The sequence below is a fragment of the Pseudomonas sp. BE134 genome (assembly GCF_031456105.1).
Taxonomy (GTDB): domain Bacteria; phylum Pseudomonadota; class Gammaproteobacteria; order Pseudomonadales; family Pseudomonadaceae; genus Aquipseudomonas.
Genome location: NZ_JAVDUA010000001.1, coordinates 173220 through 186359, shown reverse-complemented (window position 1 = coordinate 186359; position 13140 = coordinate 173220). Strand labels below are relative to the sequence as shown.

11 protein-coding genes are annotated in these 13140 nt (G+C 57.5%); 8 read left to right on the top strand and 3 right to left on the bottom strand.

Features of this window, described 5'->3' with window-relative positions; translation table 11 throughout:
- Nucleotides 1-153 precede the first annotated feature (153 nt).
- Genes J2Y56_RS00830 through pncA form a run of 4 tightly spaced genes read left to right on the top strand, consistent with a single transcriptional unit; the run spans nt 154 to nt 2692 of the window.
- Complete coding sequence (locus tag J2Y56_RS00830; protein WP_310347947.1) at nt 154-696, top strand: tetratricopeptide repeat protein; 543 nt, start codon at nt 154-156, stop codon at nt 694-696.
- A gap of 54 nt (nt 697-750) precedes the next feature.
- Entirely contained in the window at nt 751-1248 is a 498-nt protein-coding gene (locus J2Y56_RS00825; protein WP_310348352.1) for an RNA polymerase sigma factor, read from the top strand.
- Nucleotides 1245-2012, top strand: coding sequence for a transcriptional regulator (locus tag J2Y56_RS00820; RefSeq protein WP_310347946.1), 768 nt, complete (start codon nt 1245-1247; stop codon nt 2010-2012). Before J2Y56_RS00825 ends, J2Y56_RS00820 begins: the two co-directional genes overlap by 4 nt.
- 50 nt (nt 2013-2062) lie before the next feature.
- Nucleotides 2063-2692 (top strand): bifunctional nicotinamidase/pyrazinamidase, encoded by a 630-nt coding sequence (pncA, locus tag J2Y56_RS00815; RefSeq protein WP_310347945.1) that lies wholly within the window; start codon nt 2063-2065, stop codon nt 2690-2692.
- Nucleotides 2693-2818: 126 nt separating this feature from the next.
- Here pncA and J2Y56_RS00810 read toward each other — a convergent pair whose 3' ends face one another.
- A complete protein-coding gene (locus tag J2Y56_RS00810) occupies nt 2819-4120 on the bottom strand; it encodes an ATP-binding protein (RefSeq protein WP_310347944.1) in 1302 nt (433 codons plus the stop codon).
- Nucleotides 4121-4124: 4 nt separating this feature from the next.
- The gene (locus tag J2Y56_RS00805) at nt 4125-4826 is read right to left on the bottom strand and encodes a response regulator transcription factor (protein ID WP_310347942.1); all 702 of its coding nucleotides are present in this window, start codon (nt 4824-4826) and stop codon (nt 4125-4127) included.
- A 292-nt stretch (nt 4827-5118) separates the two neighbouring features.
- On the opposite strand from J2Y56_RS00805, the gene J2Y56_RS00800 reads away from it, so the two are divergent.
- The 4 genes from J2Y56_RS00800 (at nt 5119) to J2Y56_RS00785 (ending at nt 10743) form a co-directional block, all read left to right on the top strand.
- Entirely contained in the window at nt 5119-6276 is a 1158-nt protein-coding gene (locus J2Y56_RS00800) for an efflux RND transporter periplasmic adaptor subunit (RefSeq protein WP_310347941.1), read from the top strand.
- A 15-nt stretch (nt 6277-6291) separates the two neighbouring features.
- Entirely contained in the window at nt 6292-9390 is a 3099-nt protein-coding gene (locus tag J2Y56_RS00795; protein WP_310347939.1) for an efflux RND transporter permease subunit, read from the top strand.
- Nucleotides 9391-9484: 94 nt separating this feature from the next.
- The gene (locus tag J2Y56_RS00790; RefSeq protein WP_310347938.1) at nt 9485-10123 is read left to right on the top strand and encodes a DUF1345 domain-containing protein; all 639 of its coding nucleotides are present in this window, start codon (nt 9485-9487) and stop codon (nt 10121-10123) included.
- 152 nt (nt 10124-10275) lie between these two features.
- On the top strand, nt 10276-10743 hold the full coding sequence (locus J2Y56_RS00785; RefSeq protein ID WP_310347936.1) for a hypothetical protein: 468 nt from the start codon (nt 10276-10278) through the stop codon (nt 10741-10743).
- A 64-nt stretch (nt 10744-10807) separates the two neighbouring features.
- Here J2Y56_RS00785 and J2Y56_RS00780 read toward each other — a convergent pair whose 3' ends face one another.
- Entirely contained in the window at nt 10808-13015 is a 2208-nt protein-coding gene (locus J2Y56_RS00780; protein WP_310347935.1) for an autotransporter outer membrane beta-barrel domain-containing protein, read from the bottom strand.
- Between the last annotated feature and the right edge of the window lie 125 nt (nt 13016-13140).

Here is a 13140-nt window from a genome sequence, read left to right as displayed (position 1 = left end):
TCTGCCCTTGTCGAACAGAGCGACAAGGTTTGTACTTTCCTTGAATAGTTCCCCATAAATAAATGAATAATTGTTCACGCTGCGGTGTTCTTCTTACATGACCCAATACGATCGTGGTTTAAACCGAAACCCGCAACCCTTGGAGCCTGGCCCATGAACGTGCGTTTTGCTGTTTTCACCGCCCCGCTGCTGCTTGCCGGTTGTCTGGCGGCAGCACTGAGCAGCTCTCTGGCCCAGGCCAATGGCGACGATGATGCACCCGCCAAACCCAGCTGCCCCAAAGGCCAGGTCTTCGATTCCAGATCGCAGAAATGCCTCAAGCAAAGCAATAGCCTGGTGCCCGACGAAGACCGTACCAATTATGCCTATCGCCTGGCGAAGGACGGTCGCTACGAAGAAGCCCTGGCCCTGCTCGATACGCTAAAGCAACCGAACACGGCCAAAGCTTTAAACTATCGCGGTTACGCCACGCGTAAACTGGGGCATACCGACGAAGGCATCGGTTATTACCTGCAATCGGTCAAACTCGACCCGCAGTATGCGCAAGTGCGCGAATACCTCGGTGAAGCGTATGTGATCAAAGGCCGACTGGACCTGGCGCAAGAACAGTTGCAGCACATCAAATCGATCTGCGGCAGCACTTGCGAGGAATACCGGGATCTGGCCGAAGCCATTAACGACTCATCGAAAACCTGACACCTGGTACAGACGGAGGTCGCCATCGCCAGCGATCAAACAATCAGGGCCGAACTGGGCCAGCATTTAGCGCGTTTGTGGCGTTACGGCTTGTTGTTGTCCCGGCAACGGCATGTGGCCGAAGACCTGGTGCAGGCGACCTGCGTGCGGGCGCTTGAACGTGCAGGCCAGTTTGTCCCCGGCACACGCATGGACCGCTGGCTGCTGAGCATACTGCATTCGATCTGGCTCAATGAGGTGCGCGCGCGGCGGGTGCGTCAGGGTCAGGGGGTAGTGGATGGCGACAGTCAGTTGTCGTTTGACGGCGAACACGCGGCGCAAACCCACGTGCTGGCGGCTCAAGTGATCCGGCGTGTCGACGCGTTGCCCGAAGCCCAACGCGAAACGGTGTACCTGGCGTACGTCGAAGGTTTGTCGTACCGCGAAGTCGCCGAAGTACTGCAAGTGCCGATGGGCACGGTCATGAGCCGGCTGGCCGCTGCCCGGGTAAAACTGGCCGAATACCCACCACTGCATGCTGTACCGAACCCTTTCACGGGAGAACGTCGATGAACGATCGCGCCACACCCTCAGACGAGCAACTGGTGGCCTATCTCGACGACCAACTCGATGCCGAACAACGCACCCGCATCGACACGGCAATCGCCGAAGACTCGACGCTCAGCCTGCGCCTGCAATGGCTGGCCCGCAGCAGTCTGCCATTTAAAGAGGCTTATGCCGAAATGGCGCAGCAGGCGCCACTGGATCGATTGCAGTTCATGCTCGCCACCTTGCCTTCCCCCGAACGGCCATCAATGAATCGCCGCTGGTTTCTCGCGGCCGCGGCCACTTTGGTGGTCGGCAGCGTGGTGGCGGACCGTTTGTTCCTCGGTTGGCAATCGAGTCAGCAAAAACCCAACTGGCGTGGGTTAGTCGCGGATTACATGTCGCTCTACGTGCCAGAAACCCTGGAGCACCTGCCCAGCGATGAAGCCAGCCAACGGGCGCAACTTCAGGTTATTGATGCGCGCCTGGGCCTGAACCTTGCGTCTGCCCAGCTGACGTTGCCCCGTTCTGAATTCAAGCGTGCGCAAATCCTCGAATACGATGGCGTACCGATTGCCCAGATCACCTACCTCAACCCGGCGCATGGCCCGATGGCCCTGTGCGTCACGCGCTCCAACAGCGGCAGTCGACATTTCGCCCATGAGCGTCGGCACGGAATGAATGTTGTCTACTGGGCCGACATGGAGCATGCGTGGATGTTGATCGGGCACAGCCCCGTGGCGGAGCTCGAAGACATGGCCAAGTTATTGAGGGGGCGGCTTAGCGCTTGAGTGAAGTTGCACTATTCTTGGCGTGTGATTTTCCAAGGAGGAACCGACTCATGCCAATTGATTCACGCACAGCCCTGTTAATCATCGACGTGCAAAACGACTTCATTCCCGCCGGCCAGTTACCGGTGCCGGAGGGTGATTTGATCGTTCCGTTGATCAACCGCCTCGGCGGCCATTTCAAACAAGTGATTATTGCCCAGGACTGGCACCCACCCGGGCACGCCTCGTTCGCCTCCAGCCACCCCGGTTACAAGCCATATGATGTAATTCAGTTGCCGTACGGCGCGCAAACGCTATGGCCGGGTCATTGTGTGCGCGCCACTGCCGGGGCCGAGTTGCACAAGGATCTGGACCTGCCCCATGCACAAATGATCATCCGCAAGGGTTGCAACCCGGACATCGACAGTTATTCGGCGTTTCTGGAAGCGGATCGAACCACCACCACAGGCTTGGCCGGCTATCTGAAAGAACGTGGTATCGACACCGTTTACCTGGTCGGACTGGCGCTGGATTTCTGCGTGATGTTCTCGGCGCTGGATGCCCGGGCGGCCGGATTCAATGCGTTTGTGGTGATGGATGCGTGCCGCGCGATTGATCTTGAGGGTTCGTTGGCGGCAGCAATTGATCGGATGCAGGTAGCGGGGGTTGGGCTGATCTCAGCGAATGAAGTGCCAGTCTGAACCTGTGTAGCAGCCGTCGAGAAATCAGGTGACGCGGTCTTTCAGGAGGACCGCGTTTTCAGGTTTTACGACTGCTGCGCAGCCGAACGCAGCCTCGCAGGCTCGGCAGCTGCTACAAAGAACGTGTCAGGGTTGAGTGGGTAGCCAGAGACGGAACCGTGCACCGCCCAGCGGTGACGTTTCGACAGTCAGCGTGCCGCCTTGTGCTTCCAGCGCCCGACGACTGATCGCCAGTCCGAGGCCAAAACCACCCGTTGCCCGATCCCGACTGCGATCCAGCCGATAAAACGGCTCGAAAATCCGTTCCCGTTCGTCATCCGGAATACCGATCCCATCGTCATCCACCCAGATCTCACAGCCCTTCGCGGACACTTGCACGCTAATCTGAATGCACTTTTCGCAGTAGCGCATGGCATTACGCAACAAGTTCTGAATCGCGCGGGCGGTCAGACGCGGGTCAAGCGTGAAGCGTTCGAGTTGGCCGTGAAGCCGCACATCCATGACGATGTGCGGCGATTCCAGTTCTTCATCAACGCTCCCCAGAATGCTGTCGATAAACTCATCCAGCGCCACTTCAACCTGCTCCGGCGACTGAGCCGGGTTTTGCAAGCGGCTGTAGGACAGCAACTCCAGGACCAACTCATCGAGTTCGCGGATGTGTGCGACCAACGCTTGCAAGCGCTCGCGACTGCCTGCGGGCAAATCGTCGGAGAGTGCCAGGGCCAGGCCGAAGTCCAGGCGGGTCAGCGGTGTGCGCAGTTCGTGGGACACCGCATTGAGCAAGTCACGCTGCTGGTTAAGCAGGTTTTCGATGTCGCCGGCCATGGTGTCAAAGACATTCGCCAGGCTGCCGATGTTGGAGTGTCGGGAAATCTGCGTGCGCTCGCTCAGATAGCCTTTGCCGAAACGCTCGGCGGTACCTTTAAGGCGTTCCAGATCGCGCCAGTGCGGGCGCAGCCACAGCAGCAGACACGCGAGCATGGTCGCACCGATCAACACGTTGATGCTCCAGTACAGCAGGCTGACGTCCATCGGGTCCGGTGGCACGATCATTTTCACCACGGCTTGCTCATTGAGCGGTGCTACGGCCAAGGTGCGCCAACCCCAGTCGCCGATGCGCACCACGTTCTCGCCGCGCTGCAGACGTTCGCGCTCTGACAGGGTGAAGTCGGGATCGTCGTTGCGCGTCAACACGATGTGCAGCGGGGCGAACTCCTTGTCCATTTCAACCGCCATTGCCGGCCATTGTGCTTCGGGCACGGCGTGGAATTGCTTGACGATCAGGGTTTGCAAGCCGCGTGAATAATCAAGGTTGTAGGTGACAAAGCGCTCGTGGAAGACCCTGACCACCAGGTCTGGCACCAGGTAAATCGCCGCGCTGAACGAGACGATGGTCACCAGGTACAGGCGAAACAGAATTCTGAACATCGTCTCAGCATTCCCACTCGGAACGGCTGAACAGATAACCCTTGCCCCATACGGTCTTGATCTTGCGCGCCTCGCCCGCATTGTCGTCGAACTTACGCCGCAGCTTGGAAATCGCTACGTCCACCGAGCGGTCGGTGCCGTTGAATTCGATGCCGCGCAGGCGTTGCAGGATCTGGTCGCGGCTCAGCACTTCACCGGCATGTCGAGCCAACACCACGAGCAGGTTGTATTCACCGCTGGACAGTTCGACCAAGTGCTCGCGCCAGGTCACGGTGCGTTCGGACAAGTCGATGCACAGGTTGCCCATAACAATGCGGTCGTTGACGGTCTGCGGCTCGCCAAGACTGCTGCGGCGCAATAGCGTGCGAACGCGGGCCAGCAAAACCCGGGGTTCGCAGGGCTTGGTGACGTAATCATCGGCGCCCATTTCCAGGCCCAGGACTTGATCGTGGCTGTCGTCACGGGCGGTGAGCATCAGGATCGGCAGCGTGGCCGAATCGGCCCGCAGCAAGCGGCAGACTTGCAATCCGTCGAGGCCCGGCAGCATCAGGTCGAGGATCACCAGATCCGGCGGATTGACCCGGGCGCGTTCGCGCACGTGGTCGCCACGGCTGATCACGCTGACCGAATAGCCGTTGCGTTCCAGGTAGCTGGCGATCAGTTCGGAGAGCGCGGTGTCGTCTTCGACCAGGAGGATGTTGGGCATGGGTGCTTCCAGAAAGTGCAGTGGCGACCGATAGATCGCTTTCGCGAGCAGGCTTGCTCCCACAGTGGCCGGTGGTGTTCACAAAATCTGTGCTCACACCAAACTACTGTGGGAGCGAGCCTGCTCGCGAAAGCGGCCTGACCGTCGCAAAAAGTTTCAAGCTGCAAAGGATATACGCCCTCACCCCCGCCTGAGTAAAACCCTTACACAATTTCACACAGCACCAACAAAGCTTCACCGCTACCCTCGTCGGCTCCCCGTAGGATGCGGGGGTCAATATTGGGGTGTTTCCATGTCAAAGAATCTACTTGCCGCGCTCGGCCTGCTTGCACTGGCGCTGACGCTGAGCGCCTGTGACAAGTCCTCCCACGCCGAAGAACAGCCACCTCCGGCCACCGTGCGCATCGAAACCATCGAAGCACGGCCACTGTCGATCACCAGCGAACTGAGCGGGCGGATTGCCGCGCCCCGGATGGCTGAAGTTCGAGCCCGTGTCGCGGGTGTCGTGTTGCAACGCACCTTCAATGAAGGCAGCGATGTGAAAAAAGGCGACGTACTGTTCCGTATCGATCCGGCCCCGTTCAAGGCCGACCTGGACAGCGCCGAAGCCGCGTTGCGCAAGGCCGAGGCCAATGCGTTCCAGGCGCGGCTGCAAGAACAGCGTTATGCCCAGTTGATCGAAGGCAACGCCATCAGCGGCCAGGATTACGACAATGCCCGGGCCAACGTGCGGCAAACCGCAGCCGACGTCGCCGCCAGCAAAGCGGCCGTGGAGCGAGCGAAATTGAATCTCGGTTACGCCACGGTCACCGCGCCGATTTCCGGCCGCATCGGCCGCGCACTGGTCACCGAAGGTGCGCTGGTCGGCCAGAACGAAACCACGCCACTGGCGCTGATTCAACAGCTGGACCCCATCCATGCCGACCTCACCCAATCGACCCGCGAACTCAACGACCTGCGCCGGGCCTTCCGCTCCGGCCACTTGCAGCAAGTCGGTCAGGGTCAAGCCAGAGCAACGTTGATCCAGGATGACGGCAGCCTCTATCCACTACCGGGCAAGCTGCTGTTCAGCGACATCACCGTTGATCCGGGCACTGGCCAGATCGTCCTGCGCAGCGAGTTCCCCAACCCGGACCTCGACCTGCTACCCGGCGGTTTCGTCCGTGTACGCCTGGAACAAGCGGTCAACCAGCAAGGCATCAGCGTGCCGCAACGGGCGATCCAGCGTGACAGCGCTGGCATTGCGCAAGTGTTGCTACTCGACGCCGATGAGCGCGTTGGCCTGCAACCAGTGGAACTGGGCGCGGTGCAGGATGATCGCTGGATCGTCACCGGTGGCCTCAAGCCTGGCGACCGCATTGTCATCGAAGGCCTGCAACACGCGCGCCCCGGTGAGCAGGTCCAGATCGACAGTACCCCTCTTCCACTTGCCCAGGTTTCTGGTCAGTAAGCAGGACGCTTTTTTATGCCGCAGTTCTTTATTGATCGCCCGGTATTTGCCTGGGTGGTTGCCTTGTTCATCCTGCTGGCGGGTGCTTTGGCCATTCCGCAGTTGCCGGTGGCGCAGTACCCCGACGTCGCCCCGCCGCAAATCGAAATTTACGCCGTGTACCCGGGCGCTTCGGCGCAGACCGTGGACGAGAGCGTGGTCAGCCTGATCGAGGAAGAACTCAACGGCGCCGATCATTTGCTGTACTTCGAGTCGCAAAGCAGCCTTGGCAGCGCCACCATCAAGGCCACGTTTCAACCGGGCACTGACCCGGAATTGGCCCAGGTCGATGTGCAAAACCGCCTCAAGGTGGTCGAGTCACGGTTGCCGCAAGCAGTCATTCAGCAAGGCCTGCAAGTCGAAAAAGTCTCCGCGGGTTTCCTGCTGCTCGTCACCCTGACTTCCAGCGACGGCAAGCTCGACGACGTAGCGCTCAGCGATTACCTGGCACGCAACGTGATGAACGAGATCAAACGTCTGGACGGCGTCGGCAAGGCGCAGTTATATGGCGCCGAACGGGCTATGCGCATCTGGATCGACCCGCAGAAGCTGATCGGATTCAACCTGACCCCGGCCGACGTCAACGCCGCCATCGTCGCGCAAAACGCTCAGGTGTCCGCCGGCAGCATCGGCGATCTGCCGACCCGTACCACCCAGGAAATCACCGCGACCATTTTGGTGAAGGGCCAGTTGTCGACGCCGGGAGAATTTGCCGACATCGTCCTCAAGGCCAGCTCCGACGGTTCTACCGTACGCATCGGCGATGTCGCACGGGTCGAAATCGGCAGCCAGGAATACAACTTCTCCACCCGCCTGAACGGCAAACCGTCGACCGCTGTCAGCGTGCAACTGGCGCCGGGCGCCAATGCCCTGAGCACCGCCACGCGGGTGCGGGCGAAGATGGACGAACTGTCGCGCTACTTCCCGGCCGGCGTGGAATACAAAATCCCTTACGACACCTCGCCCTTCGTCAAGGTCTCGATCACCAAGGTTGTTTACACCCTTGGCGAGGCGATGCTGCTGGTATTTGCAGTGATGTTCCTGTTCCTGCAAAACATCCGCTACACGCTGATCCCTACACTGGTGGTTCCGGTGGCGCTGATGGGCACCTTTGCGACCATGTTGGCGCTGGGCTTTTCGATCAACGTGCTGACCATGTTCGGTATGGTGCTGGCCATCGGTATTCTGGTGGACGATGCCATTGTCGTGGTGGAGAACGTCGAGCGAATCATGGCCACCGAAGGGCTGTCGCCCAAGGAGGCGACGCGCAAGGCCATGAAGCAGATCACCGGAGCGATCATCGGCATCACGCTGGTGCTGGTGGCGGTGTTTATTCCGATGGCGTTCATGCAGGGTTCGGTCGGAGTGATTTATCGGCAGTTCTCGTTGTCCATGGCCACCTCGATCCTGTTCTCGGCGTTCCTTGCGCTGACGTTGACCCCGGCGTTGTGCGCCACGCTGCTCAAACCGATTGCCAAGGGTGAGCACCACGAGAAAAGCGGTTTCTTCGGCTGGTTCAATCGCGGTTTTGACCGTTTGACCGAGCGTTATCAAGACTGGGTCGCCTATGCGCTGAAACGCAGCGGACGTTACCTGCTGATCTATGGCGTGCTGCTGATCGGACTGGCGGTGTGTTTCAGCCGCCTGCCCTCCTCGTTCCTGCCGGTCGAGGACCAGGGTTACACCATCACCGACATTCAACTGCCACCGGGTGCAAGCAAGAACCGCACGGTGCAGGTGGTTGAGCAGATTGAAGCGCACAACGCCACGGAACCGGGCATTGGCGACAGCACGATCATTCTCGGTTTCAGCTTTTCCGGCAGCGGGCAGAACGCCGCGCTGTCGTTTGCCACCCTCAAGGATTGGTCTGATCGCAGCAGTGACGATTCAGCCAGTTCGATTGCCGACCGGGCCAACATCGCGTTGAGTCAGATCAAGGACGCGGTGGTTTTCTCCGTTCTGCCACCTCCGGTTGACGGCCTCGGCACATCCAGCGGTTTCGAGTTCCGCTTGCAGGACCGAGGCGGTCTCGGCCATGCCACGCTAATGCAGGCACGCAGTGAACTGCTCGCCGCTGCCGAGAAAAGCCCGATCCTGATGAACGTGCGCGAAAGCGCTTTGGCCGAAGCGCCGCAAGTGCAATTGGAAGTCGACCGCAAACAAGCCAATGCGCTGGGCGTGTCGTTTGCCGACATCGGTAATGTGCTGTCCACCGCCGTCGGCTCGGCTTACATCAACGACTTTCCCAATCAGGGGCGCATGCAGCGAGTGGTGGTGCAGGCCGAAGGCGATCAACGCAGCCAGGTGGCCGACCTGTTGAAGATGCACGTGCGCAACAACGCCGAAAAAATGGTGCCCCTGTCGGCCTTTGTCCAGTCCAAATGGACCCAGGGCCCGGCGCAACTGACCCGCTACAACGGTTACCCGGCCATCGCCATTTCAGGTGAACCCTCACCGGGGCACAGCACCGGCGAAGCCATGGCTGAAATCGAGCGACTGGTCGCACTGGGCCCGGCGGGATTGGGCCAGGAGTGGACGGGGTTGTCGTTGCAGGAACGCTTGTCCGGCAGTCAGGCGCCGATTCTGCTCGGCTTGTCGCTGCTGATCGTGTTTTTGTGCCTGGCGGCGCTGTATGAGAGTTGGTCGATTCCGACCTCGGTGCTGCTGGTGGTGCCACTGGGTGTGCTCGGTGCGGTATTGGCCGTGACCCTTCGCGGGATGCCCAATGATGTGTTTTTCAAAGTCGGGCTGATCACCATTATTGGCCTGTCCGCGAAGAATGCGATCCTGATTATTGAATTCGCCAAGAGCCTGTACGACGAAGGCCATGACCTGATCGACGCCACGTTGCAAGCCGCCCGCCTGAGGTTGCGACCGATTGTGATGACGTCGCTGGCGTTTATCCTCGGCGTGGTGCCGTTGGCCATTGCCACCGGGGCCAGCTCGGCGAGTCAACAGGCGATTGGTACGGGGGTGATTGGCGGAATGATCACGGCAACAATGGCGGTGGTGTTTGTGCCGGTGTTTTTTGTGGTGGTGATGAAGTTGGTGCGCAAACGGCACAAGGACCTGTAACCCACCACATGGGGTCGTGTTGCATTGACCTTTGTGGTCACAACCGACTGCACTGGGCTAAGGTATTTGCAAAGCCCTGACGCATCGAGCCTCCATGCCTTTCCTCACCCGCACCCACCCTCGCCTGTCTGCCGCCACCGTCCTGGGCGTGGCGACAGCCATTCTGGTTCCTGCCGATACGGTCGTTGGTAAAATTCTTGTCGGCTGGAATGCCGGGGTCTGGACGTATCTGATCCTGATGCTGTGGCTCGCCGCCCGCTCCGAGGCGCCAGACGTGAAGCGCATCGCCGAGATCGAAGACGAAAACGCCGGGCTGGTCCTGTTTGTGGTGTGCATCGCAGCGCTTGCCAGCCTGGCCACCATCACCTACGAACTGGCTGGCAACACAGACCTGGACACCACCCGCAAATGGCTGCATTACGGTTTTACCGCACTAAGCGTCATCGGTTCGTGGCTACTGATCGGGGTGATTTTCAGCGTGCACTACGCTCGTGTGTTTTACACGTGGGATGGCAAAGGCTTGGCGCTACGCTTTCCGGAGGGCCTGGAAAACCCTGATTACTGGGACTTCCTGTACTTCTCCTTCACCCTCGGCGTTGCAGTGCAGACCTCGGATGTCAGCGTGGCGACGCCGGAGATGCGCAAGATTGTGCTGGCGCAGTCGTTAATCGGCTTTGTGTTCAATACAGCGATTCTCGGGTTTTCGATCAACATCGCTGCGGGGCTTTTCTGATGATTGATTTTGAATCGCGATAGCAGACCATTCGTTTATACCTGTCAATCTTGACAGTATACAAAGTCATATATTGTGCGCTTCCATGATAAGGCCAGTACAAGGCATCTAGTGTTCAAGGATAACTTCTATCAAAATTGGAGATTCCCATCATGGCCTCAACAGCGCAACGTGTATTCGCACCCAGAGTCAGAAACAACCAGGAAAACCGATTCGAAGGAACAGTGGATGGAATAGCTTATAAAGCGACCTCTTTTAATCTGCTAAAGGAGTCTCACCCTGATCCAATTGGTGAACGTTTGGTGGTTCGCGTGCACGATAGAGCCAGCGATCTTACTTATAAGGAGATAAGGATTTACATCCCTGCTGATTTGGAAGGCGGAGAGCACCAATTGGCTAAAATCGACAACAATATTTTTGTCGATTACGTCGATTACTCCGACCCGGAAAAACCCACGGCTCACAAGAGCGTTGGCGGCACTATACAATTTACGGTCGACGAGCAGTCAAATTCAATTACAGGCGATTTGAATGCTGTGATGGACAATTCAGGTAGCGACGGCAGCGAAACATTTGCAATAGACATCACCGGTTTCCTGGTACTTGGGAAGCAAGACTAAACAATACCGGAGCATGCATCTGTATGCTGCTCCGGTATAGTCTATTTTTAGTCAATATCGAGCGTCACCACCGATACCGCAACCCCAAACTAAAGCCGTAAGGCTGCTCGAAATTTTTACCGTTGATATAATCAAACTCTGCATGACCTTGCAGCGCTTCACTCATCGATACCACAAGACCGCCCCCAAATGCAGCACGACTGCCAGAAAGATCATTATTGAATACAGTATTGTTGACTTTTACTTCATTATTGTCTTCAAACTCGCGATCCCAACTACCCTTCAAATAGGGCTGCACCGAAACACCCTTTTTAAAGTTGAATGAATGGCCAACCCGCATCCCGACACTTCCTAACAGAGAACGGGCGCTATCCCCTTTGGCCTCCATGCCATTATCCAGACTGAAGTCATCTCCTTGAATTACCACTGCCGAAAGCCTGGCGAACGGCTCGATGAAAGATGTGCCGTTAAACATGATGTGTCGTCCGAATTCGCTTTCCCAGCCTATGCCCGAGGTATTGTTGTGGCCTTTGGCCCGGTCTCCATCACTCAACGAAACGCTTGACTCGTTGCGATAGTGATTGAATTTCAGTAAGCCATCGAAGTAGTAACCGCTGGCCCTGTCAGCCCATGTAGCGTAGGTATCCAAATAGTAACTATTGATCGTGCCGGAAGTGCCGTAATCAAGATTCAGGTTCGACCGGCTCTGTCCTGCAAGCACACCTATCACCCATTGTTCATCACCAAAGGGCAACGAAGCATCAGCCCCTAACGAGAAACCTCGTTGTGTCTGCTGGTATCCCACCCCCGAGCCATCTGCCACGTTGTATTTTTTCCCGTAAAACCGTCCCCACGTACCGGCCTTACCTTCACTGTTGCGCAATTCACCCAGCCGGCTGTGAACAGGTGCCATGTCGCCGTACCAAGTAGGGATCGTCGTATTAAACAAAGCCAAAATTGAACGCGCGCCAGGGCTAACAACGCTGGTCGTAGGGTCAAGGAACCAGTCATTGCCACTGTTTGCCAGCTTGTAACTAAATGTACCAAGATCAACCGAGTTGCCATTCAAGCTGAATTGCGCGTCCCCGCCACCTGTATGAACTAATGTGATGGGCTGTCCGCTGGCTGGGTCCTGTCCACTACTGGAAACGACTAGTTGATGCTTGCCTGAGGCCTCACCACTGATGTTGAGGCTGTCGGTTTCACCTGTCGCAAAATCGGTTTTCAATTCAAAATTGCCACCGCTCCCACCCAATCTGTCGAGATTCAACTGATAGAATCCACCGGCTGAATGCATCGACACAGTGCCCCCGTTCATCTCCAGTGAACCGACGCTGCTGCTACCCGTCACATTCCATCGCCCTGTTTCATTAATCGTGACATTGGCTACATTTTCCATGCGTCCATTGAGCACCGCCTCATTACCCAGGACAACAGAGGTCCTGCTTGCAGAGTCGCTCACTATGTCACCTGACAAAGTGCTGCGATTGACGTTCATCGTCGCGACAGCGCCACCCCTCACATCAAAAATGACACCATTTCCACCCTCTATCGACGAACCATCGTTGACGTCGACCCGCACCGTCGAACCGGAAATGCTCGGCACGTCGACGAGTATCGCCGCGCCGCTTTTACTTTCGACATGCGAACGACTCAGAACGAGCTGCCTGGATTGTGTGTCGGTGGGGTCTGCTTTAAAGACAACGCCGTTTTGTTCACCCACAATGTGGCTATTGTTCCCAACGTTGGCACTTCCCCCTAACAACGCAAGGCCGTAACTGTTAACCCCTGTGCCTTCGACCTGTGTATTGGAAAGATTAAGTATGCTGTAGGAGGAAACGGCGGCTCCTCCGATTACGCCCGAAATAACGCTATCGCTCACGTTGACTAGCGAGCCGGTCGAACTGTTAGCGGTGCGTGCGGCCTGCAGCCCCACTCGATTGCCGACTATGGTGCTCCCGAATATATCTGCAGTACTGTTGATAATCTGAACTGCACTGACTCCACTAGTACCAGTAGTTGTAACGCCATTAAGAACAACAGAGGACGCGCCGCTAGCCGCAATGCTGAGTGTGCTCCCACCGTTTATCGTCAGAGAACTACCACGCCCGGCAGCCCATGTTTCAGCTGAAGAAGGATTTGAAATAACGGCCGTTTCGGCTGGAAGAAGCGTTCTGGCCAAGGCCTGATTAGTGACCAGTAACGGCATGACCACCAACATGATGTAACGCGAAGATAAGTCGACAAAAGTGCACTTCAACCTGATTGACATAGTAATTCCCTTAATGGCCAGTTCAAGAGCAAAAGCGAACGCTCTCCCTGTAAATGGGCGGCGAGAATATCGAGCTAAGCAAGCAAGGTATGTAGGAATAGTCTCTAAATGCATCGGATTTATGG